General features: G+C 65.9%; 27 protein-coding genes. 8 read left to right on the top strand and 19 right to left on the bottom strand.

The annotated features are described in order from the left end of the window. Nucleotides 1-10 precede the first annotated feature (10 nt). From soxA to B2246_RS12085, 11 genes are all read right to left on the bottom strand, one after another. Entirely contained in the window at nt 11-862 is an 852-nt protein-coding gene (gene soxA / locus B2246_RS12135) for a sulfur oxidation c-type cytochrome SoxA (protein ID WP_008646445.1), read from the bottom strand. A gap of 142 nt (nt 863-1004) precedes the next feature. After that, nucleotides 1005-1463 carry a DsrE family protein gene (locus B2246_RS12130; protein ID WP_008646444.1) on the bottom strand — a complete coding sequence of 153 codons (459 nt, stop codon included), beginning with the start codon at nt 1461-1463 and terminating at the stop codon, nt 1005-1007. Between the two features lie 23 nt (nt 1464-1486). Then, nucleotides 1487-1798 (bottom strand): thiosulfate oxidation carrier complex protein SoxZ, encoded by a 312-nt coding sequence (soxZ, locus tag B2246_RS12125; RefSeq protein ID WP_008646443.1) that lies wholly within the window; start codon nt 1796-1798, stop codon nt 1487-1489. A gap of 63 nt (nt 1799-1861) precedes the next feature. Next, entirely contained in the window at nt 1862-2317 is a 456-nt protein-coding gene (gene soxY / locus B2246_RS12120; protein WP_008646440.1) for a thiosulfate oxidation carrier protein SoxY, read from the bottom strand. 254 nt (nt 2318-2571) lie between these two features. Next, complete coding sequence (locus B2246_RS12115) at nt 2572-2898, bottom strand: c-type cytochrome (RefSeq protein ID WP_008646439.1); 327 nt, start codon at nt 2896-2898, stop codon at nt 2572-2574. 278 nt (nt 2899-3176) lie between these two features. Beyond that, nucleotides 3177-4070 (bottom strand): O-acetylserine/cysteine exporter, encoded by an 894-nt coding sequence (locus tag B2246_RS12110; RefSeq protein WP_008646438.1) that lies wholly within the window; start codon nt 4068-4070, stop codon nt 3177-3179. 150 nt (nt 4071-4220) lie between these two features. Beyond that, entirely contained in the window at nt 4221-5501 is a 1281-nt protein-coding gene (locus B2246_RS12105; RefSeq protein ID WP_035884377.1) for an NAD(P)/FAD-dependent oxidoreductase, read from the bottom strand. 3 nt (nt 5502-5504) lie between these two features. Next, nucleotides 5505-5882: a c-type cytochrome gene (locus tag B2246_RS12100; RefSeq protein ID WP_286882218.1), complete on the bottom strand. Its 378-nt coding sequence runs from the start codon at nt 5880-5882 to the stop codon at nt 5505-5507. A 5-nt stretch (nt 5883-5887) separates the two neighbouring features. Further along, a complete protein-coding gene (locus B2246_RS12095) occupies nt 5888-6742 on the bottom strand; it encodes a BON domain-containing protein (RefSeq protein WP_186425436.1) in 855 nt (284 codons plus the stop codon). 154 nt (nt 6743-6896) lie between these two features. Then, on the bottom strand, nt 6897-7484 hold the full coding sequence (locus B2246_RS12090) for a phosphoheptose isomerase (protein WP_008646124.1): 588 nt from the start codon (nt 7482-7484) through the stop codon (nt 6897-6899). Nucleotides 7485-7514: 30 nt separating this feature from the next. Then, nucleotides 7515-7955, bottom strand: a complete 441-nt coding sequence (locus B2246_RS12085; protein ID WP_286964041.1) for a YraN family protein — start codon at nt 7953-7955, stop codon at nt 7515-7517. Nucleotides 7956-7971: 16 nt separating this feature from the next. On the opposite strand from B2246_RS12085, the gene rsmI reads away from it, so the two are divergent. Continuing rightward, complete coding sequence (rsmI, locus tag B2246_RS12080) at nt 7972-8871, top strand: 16S rRNA (cytidine(1402)-2'-O)-methyltransferase (RefSeq protein ID WP_286882219.1); 900 nt, start codon at nt 7972-7974, stop codon at nt 8869-8871. An 84-nt stretch (nt 8872-8955) separates the two neighbouring features. Here rsmI and B2246_RS12075 read toward each other — a convergent pair whose 3' ends face one another. Beyond that, nucleotides 8956-9711 carry a septal ring lytic transglycosylase RlpA family protein gene (locus tag B2246_RS12075; protein ID WP_197067572.1) on the bottom strand — a complete coding sequence of 252 codons (756 nt, stop codon included), beginning with the start codon at nt 9709-9711 and terminating at the stop codon, nt 8956-8958. A 296-nt stretch (nt 9712-10007) separates the two neighbouring features. Here B2246_RS12075 and B2246_RS12070 point away from each other — a divergent pair, with 296 nt between their 5' ends. The 3 genes from B2246_RS12070 to B2246_RS12060 all read left to right on the top strand — a co-directional run bounded on the left by B2246_RS12070 (nt 10008) and on the right by B2246_RS12060 (nt 11746). Continuing rightward, a complete protein-coding gene (locus tag B2246_RS12070) occupies nt 10008-10658 on the top strand; it encodes an MBL fold metallo-hydrolase (protein ID WP_186425437.1) in 651 nt (216 codons plus the stop codon). A 3-nt stretch (nt 10659-10661) separates the two neighbouring features. Beyond that, nucleotides 10662-11309, top strand: coding sequence for a hypothetical protein (locus tag B2246_RS12065; protein WP_008646131.1), 648 nt, complete (start codon nt 10662-10664; stop codon nt 11307-11309). Nucleotides 11310-11515: 206 nt separating this feature from the next. Next, nucleotides 11516-11746, top strand: coding sequence for a hypothetical protein (locus B2246_RS12060; protein ID WP_008646132.1), 231 nt, complete (start codon nt 11516-11518; stop codon nt 11744-11746). Between the two features lie 91 nt (nt 11747-11837). On the opposite strand, the gene arsC is transcribed toward B2246_RS12060, so the two are convergent. Further along, nucleotides 11838-12197 carry an arsenate reductase (glutaredoxin) gene (gene arsC, locus B2246_RS12055; RefSeq protein ID WP_008646133.1) on the bottom strand — a complete coding sequence of 120 codons (360 nt, stop codon included), beginning with the start codon at nt 12195-12197 and terminating at the stop codon, nt 11838-11840. Between the two features lie 131 nt (nt 12198-12328). Here arsC and B2246_RS12050 point away from each other — a divergent pair, with 131 nt between their 5' ends. Continuing rightward, nucleotides 12329-12949, top strand: coding sequence for a GNAT family N-acetyltransferase (locus B2246_RS12050; protein ID WP_051705531.1), 621 nt, complete (start codon nt 12329-12331; stop codon nt 12947-12949). Between the two features lie 59 nt (nt 12950-13008). Here the strand turns inward: B2246_RS12050 and B2246_RS12045 are convergent, their stop codons facing one another. The 3 genes from B2246_RS12045 to B2246_RS12035 form a co-directional block, all read right to left on the bottom strand. Next, nucleotides 13009-13629 carry an FMN-dependent NADH-azoreductase gene (locus B2246_RS12045; protein ID WP_008646138.1) on the bottom strand — a complete coding sequence of 207 codons (621 nt, stop codon included), beginning with the start codon at nt 13627-13629 and terminating at the stop codon, nt 13009-13011. Between the two features lie 63 nt (nt 13630-13692). Next, complete coding sequence (locus B2246_RS12040) at nt 13693-14142, bottom strand: GNAT family N-acetyltransferase (RefSeq protein WP_008646139.1); 450 nt, start codon at nt 14140-14142, stop codon at nt 13693-13695. Then, complete coding sequence (locus B2246_RS12035) at nt 14139-14597, bottom strand: carboxymuconolactone decarboxylase family protein (protein WP_035884382.1); 459 nt, start codon at nt 14595-14597, stop codon at nt 14139-14141. The genes B2246_RS12040 and B2246_RS12035 overlap by 4 nt, the downstream gene beginning before the upstream one ends. A 59-nt stretch (nt 14598-14656) precedes the next feature. On the opposite strand from B2246_RS12035, the gene B2246_RS12030 reads away from it, so the two are divergent. Continuing rightward, nucleotides 14657-15181, top strand: a complete 525-nt coding sequence (locus B2246_RS12030) for a MarR family winged helix-turn-helix transcriptional regulator (protein ID WP_008646141.1) — start codon at nt 14657-14659, stop codon at nt 15179-15181. A 78-nt stretch (nt 15182-15259) separates the two neighbouring features. On the opposite strand, the gene B2246_RS12025 is transcribed toward B2246_RS12030, so the two are convergent. Then, entirely contained in the window at nt 15260-16510 is a 1251-nt protein-coding gene (locus tag B2246_RS12025; protein ID WP_224445415.1) for a M20/M25/M40 family metallo-hydrolase, read from the bottom strand. A 62-nt stretch (nt 16511-16572) separates the two neighbouring features. After that, entirely contained in the window at nt 16573-17829 is a 1257-nt protein-coding gene (locus B2246_RS12020; protein WP_008646144.1) for an allantoate amidohydrolase, read from the bottom strand. Nucleotides 17830-18235: 406 nt separating this feature from the next. Here B2246_RS12020 and B2246_RS12015 point away from each other — a divergent pair, with 406 nt between their 5' ends. Continuing rightward, the gene (locus tag B2246_RS12015; RefSeq protein WP_008646145.1) at nt 18236-19639 is read left to right on the top strand and encodes a C4-dicarboxylate transporter DctA; all 1404 of its coding nucleotides are present in this window, start codon (nt 18236-18238) and stop codon (nt 19637-19639) included. A gap of 52 nt (nt 19640-19691) precedes the next feature. Next, nucleotides 19692-20384, top strand: coding sequence for a GntR family transcriptional regulator (locus B2246_RS12010; protein ID WP_008646146.1), 693 nt, complete (start codon nt 19692-19694; stop codon nt 20382-20384). A 239-nt stretch (nt 20385-20623) separates the two neighbouring features. On the opposite strand, the gene B2246_RS12005 is transcribed toward B2246_RS12010, so the two are convergent. Then, the gene (locus B2246_RS12005) at nt 20624-21535 is read right to left on the bottom strand and encodes a LysR family transcriptional regulator (RefSeq protein WP_286882220.1); all 912 of its coding nucleotides are present in this window, start codon (nt 21533-21535) and stop codon (nt 20624-20626) included. Nucleotides 21536-21607 lie beyond the last annotated feature (72 nt).

Genomic DNA, 21607 nt, shown 5'->3' with positions numbered 1-21607 from the left:
TCGTGGTCTCCTAGCGCTTCATGTTCGGGCCGTCGTACGTGCCGCCGTTGGCGTTCTTCGCCAGGAACATCGTCAGGGCGGTAATCACGTCGGAACCATAGGCCGGTTCGGGGAAGCGCTGCTGGCGCAGGCAGTCGTAAAGCCGGTGCTGCATCGTGCGAACCTCGCCCTGCGAGACGCGGTAGGCGGGCCACGTGGTGTACGCGGCCTCGGCGCCCTTCGACGTCAGCAGGTTCGGGAGGTCCTGCAGGCGGATGCGCTGGCCATCCACGGCATGGCAGGTGGCGCAGGCGAAGTCATACGCGCCGCCACGATAGAAGAACATCTTCTCGCCCAGCGCGTAGACCCGCTTTTCCTCGGGGTGCGTGAGCTGGACGTTCATCTTCACGCCGCGCGATTCGCCGGTCAGGTAGGCAGCCAGGCGTTCGATGTCGGACGGCTTGCCCTGCGACGAGAACGGGTTCTTCGTCGCCTCTTCCTGTGTCAGGCCCTGCAACGTCACGCGGCAGTAAGCCAGGCGCTGCTCCAGGTCCATGACCTTGTTGGTGTCCTTGAAGTAGCGCGGCAGTTCGGCGTAAGCGCCCTTGGTCACGCCCGGGCCCTTGCCCAGGTCGCACTGTTCGAGCGAGACGTTCTTCGGGCCGGCCGGCTTTTTCCACAGTTCCTCGCCGGCGGCTTCCCATAGTTCTGCGGGATTGCCTTCGGCCAGCATCTGACGGTACTTGGCGAGTTCTTCGGCGGTGCTGCCCTGCGCCAGCGCGGGCGCGGAGAGCGTGGTGGCGATCGCGGTGACGGCGGCGGCCACGGCCAGAATGGCAGAAGCGGCGCGGTACGTGCGGCGGGTATTGCGCGGGGAAACCATCGGGGCGTTCTCCTCGCCATCTCGCCACATGGTCGGGCGGCGGACGGCTTGCTATGCGGGTCCGGCCCAGGGGCTCATGGCCGGACTTCCGGAAATCGCGCTCGGCGCTCGCGCTTGCAGCGGCGAACGCCTCGCGAACACATCAGGGCTTGAGGTAAGCGTAGCCTTCGTCGAACTGCAGGCGTGCCACTTCCACCACACCGGCGGGCACCACCTTGGCATCCATCAGCAGGTTCTGCTCGGAAATGCGGCGGGCAGCAAGCGTGTTATGGCAAACGCGAAACTCCACGCCCGACGACGCCAGCGCGGCCACCGGGGCTTCGAACGTGTTGCCGCGCGAATCCTTGGCGCCTTCCACCAGGAAGTCGATGCCGTAGCCGAACGCTACGACGACGATCTTCGTATCCGGCGCGGCGTTCAGGTGATTGCGCAGATTGGCCATGGCACGCACGGCCTGATCGATGCCCTCTGACAACTGATAGACGACCTTGACGCGGCCCTTGCCCAGGATAGGCATGGACGCCTTCTCCTGTGCCGCTGCCTTGGCGGTGAGGCCGATGGCGGCCAGCGCCGCCGTGGCCCGAAAGAATGCTCGCCGCATGGTGCTTCCTCGCTTCGCCCTGGTCAGGCGATGGTGGCTTCGTCGGTACGCTTGTCGCCGCGGTTGTCGACCCAGGTCACGGTGACCTTGTCGCCCTTGGCACCGCCCTTGAACTTGAAGTTCAGGAACGGATCCTTCGATACGGCCGGGCCGAACTGGGCGTGGAACACTTCCTTGCCCTTGCACGTGGCGATCACGGTCTGGATATGCCAGGCCGGAATCGTCTTGCCGGAGGCGTCTTTGCGCTGGCCGGTCTCCATGTCGTGCTTCATCAGAATCTTGACGTCAACCACGCCGCCGTTTTCGGTGGCGCGAACGCGCATCGGGTCTGCCATGTGCTTCTCCTGTCAGCAGTAATCTGGAAATCTGGTCCGTGTTCTCGTCTGAACGATGGGGCGTCAGCCGCCGCAGCCGCCCAGCGTGACCTTGATTTCCTTCGATGCCACGTACCACTTGCCGCCGGCCTTGACCGCGGCGTGGACGACCGAGGTCTGGCCCATCTTCACGCGCGTGGAGACGAACGGCTCGGTGCCGGCCGGAATCGCGAAATCGGCGGCCAGCGTGTTCGGGTTCTTTTCCACCAGGATAGCGATCTGCTCGGTATCGGGGATGTTGCTGGTCACGGCCACCGGCACCACGGCGCCGTTCTCGGCGATGTCCGGTGCGATGAAGGTGATGGCCGAGCTCTTTTCGGGACCGCTGCCGCCCAGTGCCTTGATCACGTCGGCCACGCTCTTGCCGTCGAAGGCCGTCTTGTTCCACTCCGCGGCCTGCGCCTCGCTGATCAGGCCGGTGGCGGCCATCAGCGACAGCACAGCGGTCATCCGCAGCACGTCTCGTCGTTTCGCATTCATGTTGCTGTATTTCCTGTACTTGCCTTGCTTACCCGGTTTCCCTGGAAGCCGTTTCAAAATGATTCTGGCGCTCGTTCCACTGTCTGCAGCCGCGTGGCTGGCCAGAACTGCTTCGCTTCATTCTGAAACGACTTCTTGCGAACAGTGCGCCGGCATTGCTTTGGTATTTCGCCGGTCATCACGATGGATGTCCTACCGCCGGAAATGGCACGGGCCGCCGGAACATCAGACGGCCCGCGCGGACGTCGCGGCGCTTACTTGGCCGGGGCGCCAGCCAGCACCCACTCCACGACCGTCTTCAGGTCGGCATCGCTGACGGCGGCGTTAGCCGGCATCGGAACCGGACCCCAGACGCCCGAACCACCGTTCTTGACCTTCGCGGTCAGCTTCGCCAGAGCGGTCTTGTCGCCCTTGTACTTGGCGGCCACGTCCTTGTACGCGGGGCCGACCAGCTTCTTGTCGACCTGGTGGCAGCCCATGCAGGCGTTCTTGTTGGCGATTTCCTGGGCCTTGGCGGCGTCCACGGCGTGCGCGGATGCGGCGGCGGCCAGGAGAGCGGCGGCGATGACAAACTGCTTCATGTTGTTGTGCTCCAAACTGATTGAGCCGTGGGGACGGCAAGGACGCGCTTGGGGGGGGCGATCCCGCGGCGCGGCACGCGCTGGCCGCCGTTGGGGCGGGCCTTCTTTCGGGCCTCTGGGCCTCCGGGCCTCTCGGGTGATCGGTGAGAGCGTCTCGGGCGGGTTGCGGCCAGTCCGCTATTTTGCCTCAAGAAGCGGCAACGATACGGATTCACACGTGATATCCATATGCGCAAAAACGCGGGAACGGCGGCTAAATTGCGGGTTAACCCTCGAAATCACCGCCCGGCGAGCATCCGACCGGCCCACAGTCGCCCGCCGAACACGTTGAGCAGCAGACCGGCCATTACCACCAGGGCGCCAGCCCATTGCGTCAGCGCCAATGCTTCGCCCAGCAGCAGGTGTGCGGAGACCAGGCCGACCACCGGCACCAGCAGCGTCAGCGGCGCCACCTTGCTGGCCGCGTAGCGCGTCAGCAGGCGGCCCCACATCGTGTAGCCGAACAGCGTGGCACAAAACGCCAGGTAGCAGACCGCGAACACGCCCATGCCGGAGATATGGGTCAGCGCCTGCGTCATCCGGGCCGGGCCCTCGAACCAGAGCGACAGCAGCGCGAACGGCACGATCGGGATCAGCGCGCCCCACACCACCAGGCCCAGCAGGTCCACCGGCCCGATCTTCTTGCTGACGATATTGCCCGTGGCCCAGCACAGGGCGGCGCACAGCGTCAGCAGGAAGCCGGCCAGCGTCATGCCGCCCGGGCCGTGGGCGGCGCCGCTGCCAATCAGGGCGAGCCCGCAGGCGGCGATGGCCATGCCAGCGATGTTGTGCCAGCGCACCGGCTCGCCAAGCCAGAACCCGGCGATGGCCACGGTGAAGAACACCTGGGACTGCAGCACCAGCGAGGCCAGCCCCGCCGGCATCCCGACAGCCATCGCGTAGAACAGGAACACGAACTGCCCAAGGCTGATGGTGGCGCCGTAGGCCACCAGCATCCGCAGCGGGATACGCGGCCGAGGGATAAAGAAAACAGCCGGAAACGCCACCAGGCAGAAGCGCAGCGCGCCCAGCAGCATTGGCGGCACGCCGACAAGGCCGACCTTGATGACGACGAAATTGACGCCCCAGACCACGATGATGGCCAGGGCAAGCAGACGGTCTTTGGATTGCATGATCGAAAAAGGATCGCCACATCCCTGGGGGCGGGATGACCGGCACGGCTAGCGTATCAGCCCATGGCGGCGCGGCGTTGCACGATCCTGCGGTTTTGCGGCGTGTGGGGTGAGCGGGGCGTGTGGGGCAGCCGGCACTCTGTCAGTGAGTCAGGCGCCCAGCATGTCGGCCCAGATGCTGTGGGCCCAGGCAAGTCCGTACTCACCTTCCCGCCTGCTTGGCGCGACGGACAGCCCGCCGGACCCCGGCACGGTCAGCATGGTTTTCTCGCCGGCATCATAGCGATGCACGCTGGCCACGTGGATGGCCTCGTTCGACGACGTGAAGCTGTAGCAGGTGTTGGTGTAGACCGGCTCCGGGTCCGGATCCTGACCTGCCAGCAGCCGCAGGATCGCGGCGGCGGCCACCTTGCCGTGCTGATTGGCCATCGTGCCGGACTTGGGCATCAGCGGCGCGATCTGGACGGCGTCGCCAAGAACATGGATGTCGGGTGCCACGGTCGACGCCATGGTCAGGAAGTCGACCTCGCACCAGCGGCCGTTGGCCGTCGCCAGACCGCTGGCCACGGCGATGGCGCCGGCGCGCTGCGGTGGCAGCAGGTTGATGACGTCGGCCCGCTCGTCGTCCTGCACGTCGAAGCGGATCGTGCGTGTGGCCGGATCGACATCGACGGTCTCGAACTGCGGCCGGTACTCGATCATCCCCTTGTAGCGGGTCTCCCAGACCTTCCGGAACAACGCGCCTTTCGACGTGATGTCCGGGTTCGCGTCGAGCACGAGCACCTTGCTGCGCGGCTTGTGTTGCTTGAGATAGTCGGCAACCAGGCAGGCCCGCTCGTACGGGCCGGGCGGGCAACGGTACGGCGCCAGCGGGATCGTGATCGCGAACGTACCGCCATCGGGCATCGCCGCAAGCTGGCGGCGCAGGACGTCGGTCTGCGGACCGGCCTTCCAGGCGTGCACGATCTGATCCCCGCCAGGACGCGCCAGACCCGGGATCGCGCTGGACTGCATCTCCACGCCGGGGGACAGGATCAGGCGGTCATACGGCAGCGTCCCGCCGCTCGCCAGCCGGACAGTGCGTGCCGCCGGGTCGATCGCCGTGACCGTGTCGCGCACGTGCCTCACCCCGTGACGACTCACCAGCGTGTCGTAGGGCAGCGTGATGTCGGCCATCTGGCGATAGCCGGCGACAACGAGATTCGACAGCGGGCAGGACACAAACGCCTCGTCGGGCTCGACCAGCGTGACGTCGACAGCACCACGACTCCAGGTGCGCAGGTAGCGTGCGGCCGTGGCGCCGCCAAAGCCGCCGCCGATCACCACGACCTTCGCTGCAGTTGCTGCGCGCGCCTGACGCGGCGTCAACATGCCGAGCGTGGAGGCCGCGACACCGGCCAGGGCGGCCTGTAGGACAGAGCGTCTTTGCATGGGCTATTTCTGGTCGGCGAACCAGGCGGCCATCGCGAGGATCTGCGCGTCGCTATAGCCCTTGGCGATTTGCGGCATCACGGTCCCGGAGCGCTTGCCGTTCTTGAAATTGAACATCAGCTCGACGAGTTCGGCCTGCTGCCGGCCCGCCAGTAGCGGAATCGGACTATCCGCAGGCGGCTTGCCGTCCGTGCCGTGGCAGACCGCGCAGGACGCGGCGAGATTGCGCCCCTGCATCGTGCGGGCCGCCTGCGCCTCCACGGTCAGCTTGCCGGCTTCGGCCGGCCCGGCGGGTGCCGAAGCCGGCTGCGCGAGCGCCAGCGCCGGCGCCACGCAGACACCCGCCACGACGCCCCTCAGGTACCGCGGCGCGAGCGTCATGTCGCTTACGGCAGGTTGCGGCCCGGCGGCAGCGCCACCGGCGACGAGACCGGCGCGGCCACGGGGCTCGTGGTCGCGCCACCGGAGGTGCCCATCGACGCGGGCGCGTCGGAGTTCACGGGCGCGTTGGGTGCGCTACCCGGCACCGACTGGACCGGCGCCGGCGTACCTACCGCTTCGCTGCCGGTGTTGCCGTTCTGCGAACTGCCCAATGCATCCAGACGGGCGCGCTCGGATTCGCTGATGTAGTCGAACGCCTTGACCACCTTCTGCACGCCGCTGGAGTTGCGGGCCACGTCCGTGGCCTTGTCGCCTTCGGCATTGGTCACGATGCCCAGCAGATAGACCACGCCCTTGTCCGTCGTGACCTTGATCGAATTGGCGGGCACGCCCTCGGCGGTCACCAACAGCGTCTTGACCTTGCTGGTCAGGTACGCGTCATTGCTGCGCGTCATGAAGCCCGGCGAGGCCGTGACCTGGAGTTCATTCACTACGTCACGCGTGTTCTGCAGGCCGCGCACGTACTGTTCGACCTGCTGCTTGACGTCGGCATTGCTGACTTCGCCCACCAGCAGCACCTTGCGGTTGAACACCGCCGCCTCCACGCGGGCCTTGTCGCCGCTGAAGCGCGAGCTCAGCGTGCTGTCGATTTCCATCTGCAGGCCACGGTCGATCGTTTGCGTGCCCGTGGGCCGACGGTCGGTGGCCATCACCACGCCGGTACCGACCGCGCCGGCCAGCACGGGGAAGCAGCCGGCGAGCTGCGTGGCGGACACGATCAGTGCGGCCACGGTGACGGCCGTGCGTGCGATACGGGCCGGGGAAGTCTTCTTCTGGTTGGTCTTGGTCACGTTCGTCATGCGGTCCTTTGCAGGAAATCAGATTGCAGCGGTTTGCAGGGCGGTTGCGCGGCTGTGGATATCACTGTGGATGACGCCGCAAAACCTGTGGATACGTTGTGGGCAGGCCTGTGAATAACCCGGGATAACTCGCGGGCGTCCACTGGCGTGGTCCTTATGCTTCACCCAGCAGTGCCTCGTCGATACCGTCGCAGAGGCAATGCAGTGTCAGCAGATGCACTTCCTGGATCCGCGCGGTCCGATCGCTCGGCACGCACAGGTCAATGTCGAATTCGTCCAGCACCGTGGCGATCTTGCCGCCACCCTTGCCGGTCAGCGCCACCACGCTCATGTCGCGCTGGTGCGCGGCGTGGATGGCCGCGATCACGTTGGCCGAATTACCCGAAGTGGAGAGCGCCAGCAGGATGTCCCCGGGCTGGCCCAGGGCTTCCACCTGCTTGGAGAACACCACCGAAAAATCGTAGTCATTGCCGATCGCCGTCAGGATCGAACTGTCCGTGGTCAGGGCGATGGCTGCCAGGCCCGGGCGCTCGCGCTCGAACCGGCCGACCAGTTCGGCCGCGAAATGCTGGGCGTCCGCAGCCGAGCCCCCGTTGCCGCAGGCCAGGATCTTGTTGCCGCTGGTCAGGGCCGCGACCATCCGCTCCACGGCGGCGTCAATGTGAGGCGCCATCAGTGTGGCGGCCATCCGCTTGGTCTCGGCACTGTCCAGGAATTGCTGCTCGATACTTTCAATACTCATGGCTTGATGACTTCTGCACAATCCCGCGCATTATGACGCACGCCCCTCGCCGCCGCCCTCGGAATCCAGCACCCCGAGGTCGAACGCGTTCCGCAGCCATTCGAGCCGGCCCGGGTCCAGCGCCACCACATCCACCCGGCATGGCGGCAGCCGGTCCAGCGTGGCAAGGTAATGACTGGCCGCGCGCAGCACGCGCCGCTGCTTGGTCAGCGTGATGCTTGCCGCCGCGCCGCCAAACCCGCGTCCGCCGCGCTTGCGCACCTCGACGAAAACCAGCGTATCGTCAGCGGCGCGCATGATCAGGTCGATCTCGCCGCCTTTGCAGCGATAATTGCGTTCGACGGGCACCAGACCCTGCCGCTGCAGGTAGGCAAGCGCGCGATCCTCGGCCAGCGCGCCTTGCCGCGTCGTGGACGATGCCGGCAAGGCCGGCAAGGCGGATGGCGTGGTGGTTTTGAATGAGCGAATCAACGGAAGTTCTCCAAGCATGAGTGACTGGACCCTGCTGGCAAGCGGCCAGACCTACCCACCGGGTACGCTGTACGTGGTGGCCACGCCGATCGGCAACGTCGCCGATCTGTCCCTGCGCGCGCTGCACGTGCTCGGCCTGGCCGACGCAATCGCCTGTGAAGACACGCGCAACACCGGGCAACTGCTGACCCGCGTGGGGCTGCAGCGGCCGCTGGTCGCCGTGCACGAGCACAACGAGCGCGAGGCCGCCGTCCGTATCGTGGAACGCCTGCGGGCCGGGGAGCGGATCGCCTATGTGTCCGATGCCGGCACGCCGGGTATTTCTGACCCGGGCGCTCGGCTGGTCGAAGCCGTGCGCGCGGCCGGACTCGGCGTGGTGCCGTTGCCGGGACCGAGCGCCGCGGTCACAGCGCTGTCCGTGGCGGGCGACATGCTCGAGGCCGGCGAAGGCCGTTTCACGTTCGTCGGATTCCTGCCCGGCAAGCCCAAGGCCCGCGCGGACGAGATCGCCCGGCTGGCTGCGCTCGACCACGCCTGGGTCTTCTACGAAGCACCGCACCGCATTGCCGACACGCTGGCCGCGCTGGCGGCCGCCCTGCCCGGCACGCGCCGCCTGCTGATCGGGCGCGAACTGACCAAGCTGTTCGAGGAGACACCCGTCCTGACCGTGGCGGAAGCCCCGGCCTGGCTTGCGAGCGAAGCTGCGCGCGGCAAGGGCGAGTTCGTGCTGGTAGTGGAAGGTGTGCGTCGGGCGGAAGCGGGCGATGAAGATGCGCCCGATGCCGAAGCCGTGCGCGTGCTGAAGCTGCTGCTGGCCGAGCTGCCAGCCAAGCGTGCCGCCAAGCTGGCGGCCGCGATCACCGGCGCGAAGACGGATGCGCTCTACCAGCTCGCGCTCGCGCAGCGTGCTGAGTGAGAAAAATCTGAATTGGGAGGGGGGCTGCAGGCGGGCGGTTGAGCGGGGAGCGAGAGGATCGATCCGGCCGGCCTGCATCGCGGATCAGGGGCGCTTGCGCTTGACCGTGGACTTCTTGGCCTTCGACTTCGCCGGCACCAGCGCATTGGCGGTATCCGGCATCTCGTCGGCGCCGCTGCCGTCGCCGGCCTCGGTGCCACCCGCCTCGATCTCGGGGCCCAGGGCCGCCACTTCGGTGCGGGACAGCCGGCGGATTTCCACCTTGGTCGAACCACTATTGACGAAGCTCAGGCGCTTGGCTGCCGCGTACGACAGGTCGAGGATCCGGTTGCCATGATAGGGGCCACGGTCGTTGATCCGTACCACGGCCACCTTGTTGTTGCTGAGATTGCGCACCAGCACCCAGCTGTCTAGCGGCAGGGTCGGGTGAGCCGCCGTCATGGCGCGCATGTCGAAGCGTTCCCCATTGGCGGTCTTGCGGCCGTGAAAGCCCTTGCCGTACCAGGACGCCGTGCCACGCTGCTCGAACGTACCCATGTCCGCGCGCAGGCCGTCGATCGACGATTGCGCCGGCGCGCCTTCATCGAGGCCGAACAGGTTCCAGCTACCGCGATCGTCGGACTTGGCCGTCGCCGGCGCGTTCGTGCCGGACTTCGACCGTGCGGACTTGGTCGGGATCGCGCCTTGCGTCGATGCGTTCTCGGTGTCGCCGCCCGGCGGCGTCGCGCACGCGGCCATCACCAACGCCGATACGATGATCGCGCATTGACGAAGGAAGCGTGTGGAGCCGGGCGCTATCGTGCGCACGGACTCCGGGCGGAGTGCAGGCTGGCTAAACATAGGCGCGCAGTCTAACAGAGTCGTATTGAGGCTAGTGCCTTGATTTTGTTACGAAACTTAATCAAAAGGTGCTTAAATTGATGTCAATTCCCCGCAATCCACGGCGTGGCAAGGGATTGCGCCGGATACCCCGGGGCGGGCTTCCGATGGAGCGTGCACGGCCTATGCTGCACTTTCCGTGTGGCATCGCACGTATCGGAGTCGATGACCGAGCGATGACGAACGCATGACGCGGCTACAATGACCCACCTGCTGAGGCTGGCGTCTGGCCTCAAAATATGCCGCAACAAGCACAAATGAAAGCCCTCCTGATCCCCGTCACGCCCTTCCAGCAAAACTGTTCACTACTGATCGACGAGACCACGCAGCGCGCAGCCGTTTGCGATCCCGGAGGCGATCTCGACCGCATCCTCTCGGCGGTCAAAGAGCAAGGCGTCACGCTGGAGAAGATCTTTCTGACGCACGGGCACGTCGATCACTGCGCTGGCGCCGCGACGCTATCGCGCCAGCTCGGCATTCCGATCGAGGGACCGCAGCAGGAGGAACGCTTCTGGATCGAGCAACTGCCCGAGCAGACGCGGCGATTCGGCTTTGGGCATCCCGAGGCGTTCGAGCCGGACCGCTGGCTCGAGAACGGCGACACGGTCACGTTTGGCAACGAGACGCTCGAGGTCTATCACTGCCCGGGCCATACGCCGGGCCACGTTGTGTTTTTCTCGCGTCCCAACAAGCTCGCGATCGTCGGCGATGTGCTGTTCGCCGGCTCGATCGGGCGCACCGACTTCCCGCGCGGCAACCACGCGGATCTGATCCGCTCGATCCGCACCCGGCTCTGGCCGCTGGGTGACGACGTGACGTTCGTGCCGGGTCACGGCCCGGTCTCCACGTTCGGCGAGGAGCGTCGCAACAATCCATTCGTGGCCGATCACCTGATCGACGCGGCCTGACCCATGGCGAAAAAACAGGCGCCGGACACGCGTCCCGAGATCTACGTCAGTACCGACGTGGAGGCCGACGGCCCGATCCCGGGCCCACATTCGATGCTGTCCTTCGCATCGGTGGCGATGCTGGCGGACAAGACTGTCGTGGGCACGTTCTCCGCGAACCTCGAGACCTTGCCCGGTGCGGCCGGTCATCCTGTACAGATGCAATGGTGGAAGACGCAGCCCGAAGCCTGGGCGGCATGCCGGCGTGACCTGCAACGCCCCGAGGACGCCATGCCGCGTTACGTCGAATGGGTCGAAAGCCTGCCCGGCAAGCCGGTCTTCGTCGCGTTCCCGGCCGGCTTCGATTTCACATGGGTGTTCTGGTACATGATGCGGTTCGTGGGCCGGTCACCCTTCGGCTGGGCCGCGCTCGACATCAAGACCGTCGGCTTCGCGCTGACCGGGCTGCCCTACCGTAAAGCGGTCAAGGCGGCCTTTCCGGCCCATTGGCACGATCCGCTGCCACATACGCACGTGGCGCTCGACGACGCGCTCGAGCAAGGGGCGCTGTTCTGCAACATGCTGACCGAACTGCGCGCGCGGGAAGCCGCCCTGGCTGCCCTGCCCCCGGCGGCGGACACATCGGAAGGCGATCCCAAACCCGCAGTGTGAATGCTGGATCGCTTTCGGTGCATTTGAGGCCAAACAGGCGCACCGCCTTGGTGCGGCAACCAACACCTGTTTGATCCGTGCCGCATCGATAGCATGGCAAACGTCACCTATAGTAGAAGCGTGCAATTGGTGGCGTGAGGTGGCGTGAGCGTTCGCGCGCCTGTGTCCGCCAGCGATCCCTGACGGTGCGCCGAGGAGGTGTGGCCATGCGATTCCATCCCGATCTTCATCTCAAGGATCTTTCCGGCCGATTGCACTGGCCGCACCGTCCTGGTGCGCATACCGATATCGTCACGCACTACCATTCCGTCACGGAAGATGCGGAAGTCGCCCAGGCGACGATCTACGTGAGCGCGGTCACGGCTGTCGTGCTGCTGGTCGTCCTGGCAGGAATCTCTTTCGGTCAGGAGGTCATGCACTGGCTGGGCGTCAATTGAACGGCCCCGTCTGAAGCACAGTCCCTGTCTGACCGGCCGGCCTCCACCTCTGGTGGGGGCCGGTTCTATTTCAGGGGCGGAAAACTGGCGCTCAGCCCAGCAGCGGGGCCACGTTCTCCGGCGGACGCCCGATCGCCGCGCGGCGGTTGCGGACCACCACCGGTCGTTGCAACAGAATCGGGTTGTCGGCCACGGCGGCCAGCAGTTCGGCGTCGGTCAGGCCGGGATCGGCAAGATCCAGTTCCTTGTAGGCGCTTTCGCCATCGCGGATCATGGCGCGCACCGGCACGCCCAGCATCGTGTGGAGCTGGCGCAGCGTGGCGAGCGACGGCGGTGTCTTGAGGTATTCCACGATCTCCACCGGTTCGCCCAGGCGCTGCGCCGCCGATTCGACCAGCGCGAGCGTTTCGCGCGACTTCGAGCAGCGGGGGTTATGGTAGATCGTGATCATGACGGCTTCCTTCGGCCTGTTCCGGCAGTCTGTGTTGAACTACCCGCACTATATACAACGGCACGCTGCAACGGACAGGCAACGAATGCCGGCTGGCACGCATCATGCGAGACCCGGCCTACCGCTGAACCATGGCCAGCGACGACGTGCCATGGCAGGTTTACCCCTCAGAATCTTCTTCGGAATCCAACGTGTCCGCCCTCCCCACCACCGCGCGCAAGCCTTACCGGCTGCGCGACGCCACCACTGACGACGTCCCGGCGATCCACGCCATCTACGCCCACCACGTGCAACACGGCCGCGCCTCGTTCGAGGAAGTGGCGCCGACCGTCGACGAGATGCGGCACCGGTTCGGCGAGGTCCTCAAGAAGGGTCTGCCATATATCGTCGCCGAACGCGATGGCGAGATCCTTGGCTATGCCTATGCGTCGAGTTATCGCGCTCGCAGCGCCTACCGCTTCGCCATCGAGGATTCGATCTATATCGACCATCGCCATACCGGCGAAGGGCTGGGCCGCGCGCTGCTGGCCGAACTGATCACGCGCTGCGAGACCGGGCCGTGGCGTCAGATGGTGGCCGTGGTGGCACTGACCGCGTCCGGCGAGGGCGCCGGTTCCGTGGCCGTGCACGAGCGACTGGGATTCCGTACCGTCGGGCGGCTGGAAGCGGTCGGTCTCAAGCACGGCCAGTGGATCGACACCCTGCTGATGCAGCGCCCGCTTGGTGTCGGAGACGGGACAGTCCCCGACTGATTGGCCGAGTGGGCCGCCTCTGCGGCGTCAGTCCACATCAGTCCAGCATCAGTCCGGCATCAGTCCGGCATCACGGGCACGGCGGCTTCGCACCAGGCGCGTAGGTGGTCAAAGCTGCGCGCCACCGGGTCGGAGCCGCGATTCATGTTTTCCATGCGCAGGACCTCGACGCGCGACAGGCCGATCGTCCCCAGCACGTACTTCAGGTATGGCGTGAAGAAATCCTGCTGACTGCCGGGCCCGTCGTGGAACGCGCCGCCGCAGGCCACCACGGCCAGCACCGGGCGATCTCGCAGCAGGCCCTGCTTGCCTTGCGGCGTGCTTCGGAAAGTCCGCCCCGGCCGCACGACGAGGTCGATCCACGTCTTGAGCGTGGCCGGCACCGTGAAGTTGTGGATCGGCGTGGTGATGAGCACCATGTCCGCAGACTCGAGTTCGGCAATCAGGCGCCCGGAGAGCATCAGCGCCGGGGCCTGCTCGTCACCGCCGGCCGCCACGGCAAGATTCGCGTCGGTGAACGCCGCGTCGATGGGCGGCAGCGGCTCGGCACCGAGATCGCGTTCGATCACGGTCAGCGGTCCGCGATGCGCGGCCAGCCGTTCTCGTACGACGGTTCCAGCCCGGCGGCTATGTGATCGTTCGCCGCGCGGGCTGACGTTCAGGTGTAGCAATGTGGTCATGTCTGGGGGCGTATGGTCGGCCCATGAGTTCGGCCCATGAGTTCGGCGCAGTGATCGACTCACTCAGTCGAACACGTAGTTGAACCGTAGCGCCCGGGCCAGCAGGCCGTTGCGGTAGTAGAAGCGGTGGCCGAGCACATTGTCGAGCGGCGTATCCAGTACCAGCCGCGCGCATCCCTGCGCGTGCGCTTCCGTCTTCAGCCAGTCCATCAGCATCTGGCCGTACCCACCGCTGCGCGCGGCGGCGTCGGTAACCAGATCGTCGACATAACAGTACGGCCCGTAGACGAGGTTTTCCGCGTACCGATAGCCAGCCAGCGCTACCAACGGGCCGTCGTCCCACAGGCCGACCAGACGGTAGCCGTCGCCGGTCTGCTGCCGCCAGCGCGTGACCAGCTCGTTCGCGTCCCGCAGATGCGGACGCAACTGGCGCATCAAGGGAAACGCCGCAGCCACGTCGTCGGGCGTATCGATGCCCCGAATCTCGATCCGCTCCACGGTGACGCCGTTCATGGCCGGCCCCCGGGTGCGGCCGGCGGCGGCGCGAAATGCAGGCCGACCGCAATGCGGTTCCAGGCATTGATCGACGCAATCGCGGCTGCCAGCAGCATCAGTTCCTGCTCGCTAAACACCGTCCGCGCGGCGGCGAAGGCCGCATCGCGCGCGGCGGGATCGTTCATGGACGTCAGCGCCTCGGCCCAGCCCAGCGCCGCGGCTTCGCGCGCTGTGTAGATGCCCGCGTCGCGCCAGCCCGCAAGCAAGTCGAACTTGCGCGGGTCGATATCGAGTTTGCGCGCAATGTTCAGATGGAACTGCAGGCAGAACGCGCAGCCGTTGATCTGCGAGACACGCAGCTTGAGCAGCTCCGTCAGCGCTTTGTCCATCCCCGCCGCTTCCACCGCCTTGCTCACCCCGCTCAGCGCCGCGTAGACGTCGGGTGCCGATTTCGTGAAGGTCTGGAAATCCATGACTGGCTCCTTGCGATAAGATGTCAGAGTTCGAAGATTAATGTAAGAGCACTGATATCATGGGAAAGACCCTGTCATCCAAAGGGAAAAACAAAGGGAAGAAGGCGGACGCGGCGGAAGCGGCGCGGATTCCCGCACCCGGTGAAGGCAAGCGCGGCGAGAGCGGCTATCTGGCGTACCTGCTGCGGCAGGCCAGCGCGGCCAATCGCCTGAACATGGAACGCCTACTGGCCGATCTTGGCGTGACCCTGCCGCAGTTCTTCGTACTGACGATGCTTGGCGCATACCCCGGCATTTCCGGTGCCGACGTGGCGCGGCTGGCGATGCTGACCCCGCAGACGGTCAGCGTGATCATGAACAACCTGGAGAAGATGGGCGCGATCGCGCGTCAGCCTCATCCGGTGCACGGCCGCATCCAGACGATCGCGCTGACGGAGAGCGGGCAGGCGTTGCTGGCCGAGTGCAAGGTACGCGCGCGGGAGGCCGACAAGCGACTGCGCGCCGGGCTCACCGCCGAGGAAGAGCAGATCGTGCGGCGATGGCTGGTAAGCCTGGCCGTGCCGGACGAAGACGCCGCCGAATGAAAAAAGGCCCGCGGACGAGTGTCTCGCGGGCCATCATCACAACCAAGAGGTACTACAGTTCGCGGGGGCGCGTCTTGTTCAGGCCATCAGGTCCGACAGTGCCAGCGCGACGACCTTGGTGGCACGGTTCAGGTCGTTCAGACGCAGGTTCTCGTCCGAGTTGTGGCCGCGGGCTTCCATCAGCGTGCGCGGGCCGGCGCCGTACAGCACGGTCGGGATGCCACGGCTCGTGTAGTGGCGAGCGTCGGTGTAGAGCGGCACGCCCTGCACCGGGATCTCCACGCCGAAGACCGACTCGGCGCGTTGCTTCAGGGCACCGATCAGCTTCTCCACGCCCGGCAGTTCCGACAGCGGTTCGGCCAGGATGATGCGCTCTACCTTCACTTCGATGCCCGGACGCTCCTTGGCGGCCTTCTCCACGACGGCACGGAGCTCGCCTTCGGCGTCGAAACCGATCTCTTCCGGAATCATGCGGCGGTCCACACGGAACGTGACCAGGTCAGGCACCACGTTGGTGTTGATGCCACCCTTGATCAGGCCGACGTTCAGCGTGGCAGTGTCGATGCCGAGCACCTTGCTCTTGCGCGTGGCCAGTTCGGCTCGCAGGCCGTAGATCGCCTGCAGGATGTGCGTGGCAGCCTCAATCGCGTCCACGCCAGTGTGCGGCATGGCGGCGTGGCCCTGCTTGCCCTTGACGGTGACTTCCACGTGCAGGCAGCCGTTGTGGGCCGACGTGATGCCGTACGAGAAGCCGGCCGAGATTGCGTAGTCGGGCTTGGTCAGGCCTTCGTCGAGCAGGAACTTCGGACCGATGTCGCCACCGGTTTCCTCGTCATAGGTGAACTGCAGTTCGACGGTGCCGTTCAGCTTCGCGCCCTGCTTCTCGGCTTCCTGAAGCGCCAGCACGGCGTAGGCGTAGGTGGCGAAGTCCGACTTCGACACGGCCACGCCACGGCCGAACATCACGGGGCCATGTTCGCTGTCGGCGATCTCGCCGCCGTACGGGTCCTTGGTCCAGCCCAGGCCCGGAGGCACCACGTCACCGTGGGCGTTCATCGCGATGGTCGGTCCACCGTTGCCGAACGTCTTGCGCACCAGCAGGTTGGTCGCGCTGATCATGCCGGCTGCACGGACCTTGTCTTCGGGCACCTTGTGGGCCTCGACCTTGAATCCCAGCCCTTCGAGCAGTTCCTTGGCGCGCTTGCCATGGGCGTCGCAATCGCCGGGGGGGTTGTCCGACGGCACCTTGACCAGCTCGGCCAGGAACGCTTCCTGTTGCGGGCGATGTTGGTCGATATATTGCGTCAGCGTGGTTTCAACGGGATTCATGTTGTCTCGTGCGGTCATCTTCGTTATCTCTGGAGTGTTCGGGGCGACGCCGATGGCGCCGCTTATTGGGGGCGATGGAAGTGCTCGACGAAATCGGCGAACACGCGCGCGGCCGTCTGGGCGTCTTCCGACGTCATGGTTTCGGTGGGGTGATGGCTGATGCCGCCGTTGCCGCAGCGAACGAACAGCATGGCCACATCGGCGATGGCGGCAATGGCCATGGCGTCATGGCCCGCGCCGGAGGGCAGGTGGCGCACGGGCACGCCCTGGCGCTCCACTGCCGCGGCCCATTGGGACTGCAGCCACGGCGCGCACGGAACGCTGGCGGCTTCGTGCGTCTTGCGGATCTGCGAGCGCACGTTGCGGCGCGCGCAAACACGTTCGATTTCGGCCAGCACGTCGTTGACGGCGGCCTCGCGCTCGGCGTCATCGCCAGCGCGGATATCGATGGAAAACACCGCGCGGCCCGGAACCACGTTGGTGGCGCCGTTCGGTACGTTGAACTGGCCGACCGTGCCGACCAGGCCCGGCTTGCCGCCGCAGCGCTTCTCGATGAACAGGCCGATCTCCGCGCCGGCCATCGCGGCGTCGCGGCGCATATCCATCGGCACCGTGCCGGCATGGCCGGCCAGGCCTTCCAGTTCGACGATGAAGCGCGTGGCGCCGGAGATGGCGGTAACCACGCCCACGGGCAGGCCTTCGTTCAGCAGCACCGGACCCTGCTCGATGTGAACCTCGATGAAGGCCAGCACCTGGCTGCGATCGTGCTTCGCGGCGGGAAGTTGCCCGGCATCGAACCCGGCCGCGCGCATCACTTCACGCATGGTCTTGCCCGAGTCGTCGACGTTGTCGAGCACATTGGTATCGAACGTGCCCGCGATGGCGCGGCTGCCCAGCAGCGTGGCCTTGAAGCGCACGCCCTCTTCCTCGGCAAACCCGACCACTTCGAGCGCGAACGGAAAGCGCTTGCCCTGGCGGTTCCACTCGGCCACACAGGCGATCGGCAGGATCACGCCGAGGTTGCCGTCGTAGCGACCCGCGTCGCGCACGGTGTCGAAGTGGGAACCCGTCAGCAGCGCCGGGGCGTTTGGCGTGGTGCCTTCATAGCGGCCGATCACGTTGCCGGCGGCATCGCGGCGCACGGTCATGCCCGCGGCTTCCATCCATTCGGTCAGCAGCGCGGCGGCGCCGTGATGGGCCTCGGTCAGATAGGTGCGGGTAAGGATGCCGGGCTGATCGGTATGAACGGCCAGGGCGTCGGCCCAGGTCATGATGCGCGTGCCGGTTTCAGCGGACAACGGCGTAGGGGTTGCTGCCATGTGTGTGTCTCTCCTGCTGGTGGTGCGTGAGCTCGGTCGAGGAAATCCTGGCGGGAAGGCCAGTCAAGGCGGGCGCCCGGTGCCGTAGCTCTATTCTGTGCGATTCATGTTAGCACAGTGAATTCAAAAATTGCATACAAAAATGATATGCACTATATTGGCCTCCACGCACCAACAATCCGCTGCGGACAATCCGGTCCGGACAAGTGGATTGCGTGGATTCCGCCTCAACAGGGGGGCTTTCCGCGCGGGATATGGCTCTCGGGCCGATTTCCCGTGGTGATGCCAGACCCGCCGCGCATCCGCCCTCCCGCGCCATGTGACGGCAGGTAGTCCTGAATCAGATCAGGGCCGGCCAGCGACGCAAAGACGTCTCATCTGGACCGCGCCCGGCACGGAGACAACGATGCAGCAAGCCGTACCCTCGCAGCGCGCCGCTGGTGCACGCCTGCACACCCGATTCACCCGCTCCCTGTTCGGTCAGGTGCTGATCGCGCTGGTGATCGGCACCCTGCTCGGGCTGTTCTTCCCCGAGTTCGCCGCCAAGCTCAAGCCGCTGGGCGATGCCTTCATCAAGCTGATCAAGATGCTGATCGGCCCCATCGTGTTCTGCGTGGTCGTGGCCGGCATCTGCGGCGCCGGTGAGCTGAAGAAGGTCGGGCGCGTCGGCATCAAGGCCGTGGTCTATTTCGAGGTGGTCACGACCATCGCGCTGGCGCTCGGCGTGGTGCTGGCCTACGTGTTCCATCCGGGCACCGGCATGAATGTGAATCCGCGTTCGCTGGATATCTCGGCCATGTCGGCCTACATCGAATCCGCCGACAAGGTGAAGAGCGCGGGCATGGTCGATTTCCTGCTCAAGCTGATTCCGAACACGATCATGGGCGCGTTCTCCAGTGGCGACGTACTGCAGGTGCTGCTGGTCTCGATCCTGTTCGGCTGCGCGCTGTCCGTCGTGGGCGAATCCGGCCGTCCGCTGGTCAGGCTGATCGACACGTTCTCGCACACGCTGTTCAAGATGATGGGCTTCATCATCAAGCTGGCGCCGCTGGGCGTGCTGGGCGCGGTGGCGTTCACCGTGGGCAAGTACGGCATCGGCTCGCTCAAGCAGCTCGGGTTCCTGGTGATCCTGTTCTACGGCGCGGTGGTGATCTTCGTGGTCGGCGTGCTGGGGCTGATCATGCGGCTGTGCGGCTTCTCGGTGCTGAAGCTGATTCGTTACCTGCGTGCCGAACTGCTGGTGGTGCTGGGCACAGCGTCGTCTGACAGCGTGCTGCCGCAGGTGATGAAGAAGCTCGAGTACATGGGCATCCGCAAGTCGGTGGTCGGCCTGGTGATTCCCACCGGCTACTCATTCAACCTCGATGCATTCTCGATCTACCTGACGCTTGCCGCGGTGTTCATCGCGCAGGCTACCAACACGCCGCTGGCGCTGGGCGACCTGCTCGGCATCCTGGCTGTGGCACTGGTCACGTCGAAGGGCGCGCATGGCATCCCCGGTTCGGCGATCGTGATCCTGGCCGCGACGCTCTCCGCCCATCCGGCGATCCCCGCGATCGGCCTGGTGCTGGTGCTGTCGGTGGACTGGTTCATCGGCATCGCCCGCGCGGTGGGCAACCTGATTGGCAACTGCGTGGCCACGGTGGTAGTGGCCGCCTGGGAGCGCGACATCGACCGCGAACGGGCCCACGGCGTGCTCAATGGCACGATCCCGGCAGGCGAGCTGGAGGAAGGGCTGACGGTGCACGAGCATGGCTCCGGGGAAGTCCCGGTACCGGCGCCGCTGCCGGGGGTGGCCTCGGGGCGCTAGAATCACGCACATCCCACTCTCCGCGCTGGCCTGCCAGGCGACGCGCGACACCATGCCCGAGCATATCGATCCAGACATGACCGCCGAGGCGATTGCCGACGATATCGTCGCCGCCATCGTCTCGCACCGCCTGCCGCCCGGCACCAAGCTGCGCGAGGAGGCGCTGGCCAGCGTCTATCGTGTCAGCCGCACCAAGGTCCGCGCCGCGCTGCTGATGCTGTCCAAGGACAAGGTCATCCAGATCGTGCCGGACAAGGGCGCGTTCGTGGCCAAGCCCAGCGCGGAAGAAGCACGCGAGGTGTTCACGGTGCGGCGCATCCTGGAGGCGGCACTGGCGCGCGAGTTCGTCGCCAAGGCCACGCCTGCCGACTACAAGCGCATCGAGAAACACCTGACCGCCGAGCGCAAGTCGCTGGGCGGCAATGATGCCCAGACGCGTACCCGGCTGCTGGGCGATTTCCATATCGTGCTGGCCGAGGTGGTGGGCAACAGCGTGATGACCGGCATCATGCGCGAACTGTCGATGCGTAGCGCCGTGATCACGATGCTCTACCAGAGCCGCCGCGATGCGACGTGTTCATCGGACGAGCACCGCGCCTTTATCGACGCCGCGCGCGCGGGCGATGCCGAGCTTGCCGTGAAGCTGATGGTCGAGCATCTGGCGCATGTGGAGGCCGCCCTGCACTTCGAGGAAGTACCGGCGGCAGCACGTGGCAAGGACCTGGTGGCCGCGTTGCTGGCCTGACGCTCAGAGCGAATGCGATAGGCTTGATCGGAGTCAAGGACGAAGAAGCGGGAGAGGCGCAATATTCACCTCGCCATGGAGTTGCGGGGGCGCACTTCATGAGCTCTCCCCGTCCTTCGCAAGAAGGACCGCCCGCAGACCGCAATGGCTGCGGGCTTTTTCTTTTGGGGGTCCGGTTTTGCGGACCTGGTTCCGCGCAGACGGCGCCAGCGCGCCGGAGCACCAACGCTTCAAACCCCTCAGACCCTGCCGCTCCAATACCCCGGCTTTGCAAACGCCTGTTTCAAGTGCTCGATGAAGAAGCGAATCTTGGCCGGCACCGGCCGCTGCTGCGGGTACACCGCGAGGATGTCGTAATCCGGCAGCGCGTACTCGTCGAGTACCGTGATCAGCTCCCCGCTTTCCAGTTGCGGCAGGATCTCCCACGTCGAACGCCAGCCCAGTCCCAGGCTCTCGCCAGTCCAGCGATGCAATAGCTCGCCGTCGTTGCAGTCGAGATTGCCGTTCACGCGCACCGTCACGGTCTTACCGTTTTGCTGGAAGTACCAGCCACGCTGCTGCCCGCCTTGCAGGTTGAACGCGAGGCAGTTGTGCTTCTCCAGATCCTCGAGCGTGTGCGGCACGCCGTGCCTGGCAAAGTACGCGGGCGTGCCGCATACCACGCGCTTGTTGGTCGCCATCTTGATCGCCACGAAGTTCGGGTCGATCGCGCCCCCGATGCGGATGCCGACGTCATAGCCCTCGCGCACCAGATCCACCACGCGGTCAGTCAGGTTGAATGAAATCTGCACCTCGGGATTGGCGGCGAGAAAGGCCGGCGCGTGCGGCGCCACGTGCTTGCGCCCGAATGCGGCCGGTGCCGACACGATCAGGTGACCGGTGGCCTTGTGCTTGCCTTCGGCAATCAGCATCTCGGCGCGGTCCAGGTCGGCCAGCGCCTTCTTGCACTGCTCCATAAACGCGGCGCCCTGCTCGGTCACCACAATGCGGCGCGTGGAGCGATGCAGCAGCTTGACGCCGATGCGTGCCTCCAGCGCGTTGATGCGCCGGCCGATCATGACCGGCGTGACGTTCTGCGTCAGCGCGGCGGCGGCCATGCTGCCGTGTTCCACCACGGCGATGAATGCTTCGATCTGTTTGAGTTTGTCCATGCCAGCCCAGCTAAATGTCTCCTGCCGGCACATTGTGAGGCATCGGAGCCATATCGCGCATCCCCGGGGCGC

The organism is Cupriavidus sp. UBA2010 (genome assembly GCF_002335265.1).
GTDB classification, from domain to species: domain Bacteria; phylum Pseudomonadota; class Gammaproteobacteria; order Burkholderiales; family Burkholderiaceae; genus Cupriavidus; species Cupriavidus metallidurans.
Note: the sequence above shows the minus strand (reverse complement) of the source record. Positions and strands in the feature narration are given on the sequence as shown.

Excerpts from the sequence above, each read along its gene's own strand:
- B2246_RS12100 (WP_286882218.1), bottom strand. The coding sequence starts at position 5,882 with ATGACGCTCGCGCCGCGGTACCTGAGGGGCGTCGTGGCGGGTGTCTGC.
- B2246_RS12060 (WP_008646132.1), top strand. The coding sequence starts at position 11,516 with ATGCGATTCCATCCCGATCTTCATCTCAAGGATCTTTCCGGCCGATTG.
- B2246_RS12045 (WP_008646138.1), bottom strand. The coding sequence starts at position 13,629 with ATGACCACATTGCTACACCTGAACGTCAGCCCGCGCGGCGAACGATCA.
- soxA (WP_008646445.1), bottom strand. The coding sequence starts at position 862 with ATGGTTTCCCCGCGCAATACCCGCCGCACGTACCGCGCCGCTTCTGCC.
- soxY (WP_008646440.1), bottom strand. The coding sequence starts at position 2,317 with ATGAATGCGAAACGACGAGACGTGCTGCGGATGACCGCTGTGCTGTCG.
- B2246_RS12110 (WP_008646438.1), bottom strand. The coding sequence starts at position 4,070 with ATGCAATCCAAAGACCGTCTGCTTGCCCTGGCCATCATCGTGGTCTGG.
- soxZ (WP_008646443.1), bottom strand. The coding sequence starts at position 1,798 with ATGGCAGACCCGATGCGCGTTCGCGCCACCGAAAACGGCGGCGTGGTT.
- B2246_RS12050 (WP_051705531.1), top strand. The coding sequence starts at position 12,329 with ATGGCCAGCGACGACGTGCCATGGCAGGTTTACCCCTCAGAATCTTCT.
- B2246_RS12130 (WP_008646444.1), bottom strand. The coding sequence starts at position 1,463 with ATGCGGCGAGCATTCTTTCGGGCCACGGCGGCGCTGGCCGCCATCGGC.
- B2246_RS12015 (WP_008646145.1), top strand. The coding sequence starts at position 18,236 with ATGCAGCAAGCCGTACCCTCGCAGCGCGCCGCTGGTGCACGCCTGCAC.
- B2246_RS12075 (WP_197067572.1), bottom strand. The coding sequence starts at position 9,711 with ATGTTTAGCCAGCCTGCACTCCGCCCGGAGTCCGTGCGCACGATAGCG.
- B2246_RS12040 (WP_008646139.1), bottom strand. The coding sequence starts at position 14,142 with ATGAACGGCGTCACCGTGGAGCGGATCGAGATTCGGGGCATCGATACG.
- B2246_RS12115 (WP_008646439.1), bottom strand. The coding sequence starts at position 2,898 with ATGAAGCAGTTTGTCATCGCCGCCGCTCTCCTGGCCGCCGCCGCATCC.
- B2246_RS12035 (WP_035884382.1), bottom strand. The coding sequence starts at position 14,597 with ATGGATTTCCAGACCTTCACGAAATCGGCACCCGACGTCTACGCGGCG.
- B2246_RS12065 (WP_008646131.1), top strand. The coding sequence starts at position 10,662 with ATGGCGAAAAAACAGGCGCCGGACACGCGTCCCGAGATCTACGTCAGT.
- B2246_RS12105 (WP_035884377.1), bottom strand. The coding sequence starts at position 5,501 with ATGCAAAGACGCTCTGTCCTACAGGCCGCCCTGGCCGGTGTCGCGGCC.
- B2246_RS12030 (WP_008646141.1), top strand. The coding sequence starts at position 14,657 with ATGGGAAAGACCCTGTCATCCAAAGGGAAAAACAAAGGGAAGAAGGCG.
- B2246_RS12010 (WP_008646146.1), top strand. The coding sequence starts at position 19,692 with ATGCCCGAGCATATCGATCCAGACATGACCGCCGAGGCGATTGCCGAC.
- B2246_RS12095 (WP_186425436.1), bottom strand. The coding sequence starts at position 6,742 with ATGACGAACGTGACCAAGACCAACCAGAAGAAGACTTCCCCGGCCCGT.
- B2246_RS12025 (WP_224445415.1), bottom strand. The coding sequence starts at position 16,510 with ATGAATCCCGTTGAAACCACGCTGACGCAATATATCGACCAACATCGC.
- rsmI (WP_286882219.1), top strand. The coding sequence starts at position 7,972 with ATGAGTGACTGGACCCTGCTGGCAAGCGGCCAGACCTACCCACCGGGT.
- B2246_RS12020 (WP_008646144.1), bottom strand. The coding sequence starts at position 17,829 with ATGGCAGCAACCCCTACGCCGTTGTCCGCTGAAACCGGCACGCGCATC.
- arsC (WP_008646133.1), bottom strand. The coding sequence starts at position 12,197 with ATGATCACGATCTACCATAACCCCCGCTGCTCGAAGTCGCGCGAAACG.
- B2246_RS12090 (WP_008646124.1), bottom strand. The coding sequence starts at position 7,484 with ATGAGTATTGAAAGTATCGAGCAGCAATTCCTGGACAGTGCCGAGACC.
- B2246_RS12005 (WP_286882220.1), bottom strand. The coding sequence starts at position 21,535 with ATGGACAAACTCAAACAGATCGAAGCATTCATCGCCGTGGTGGAACAC.
- B2246_RS12070 (WP_186425437.1), top strand. The coding sequence starts at position 10,008 with ATGAAAGCCCTCCTGATCCCCGTCACGCCCTTCCAGCAAAACTGTTCA.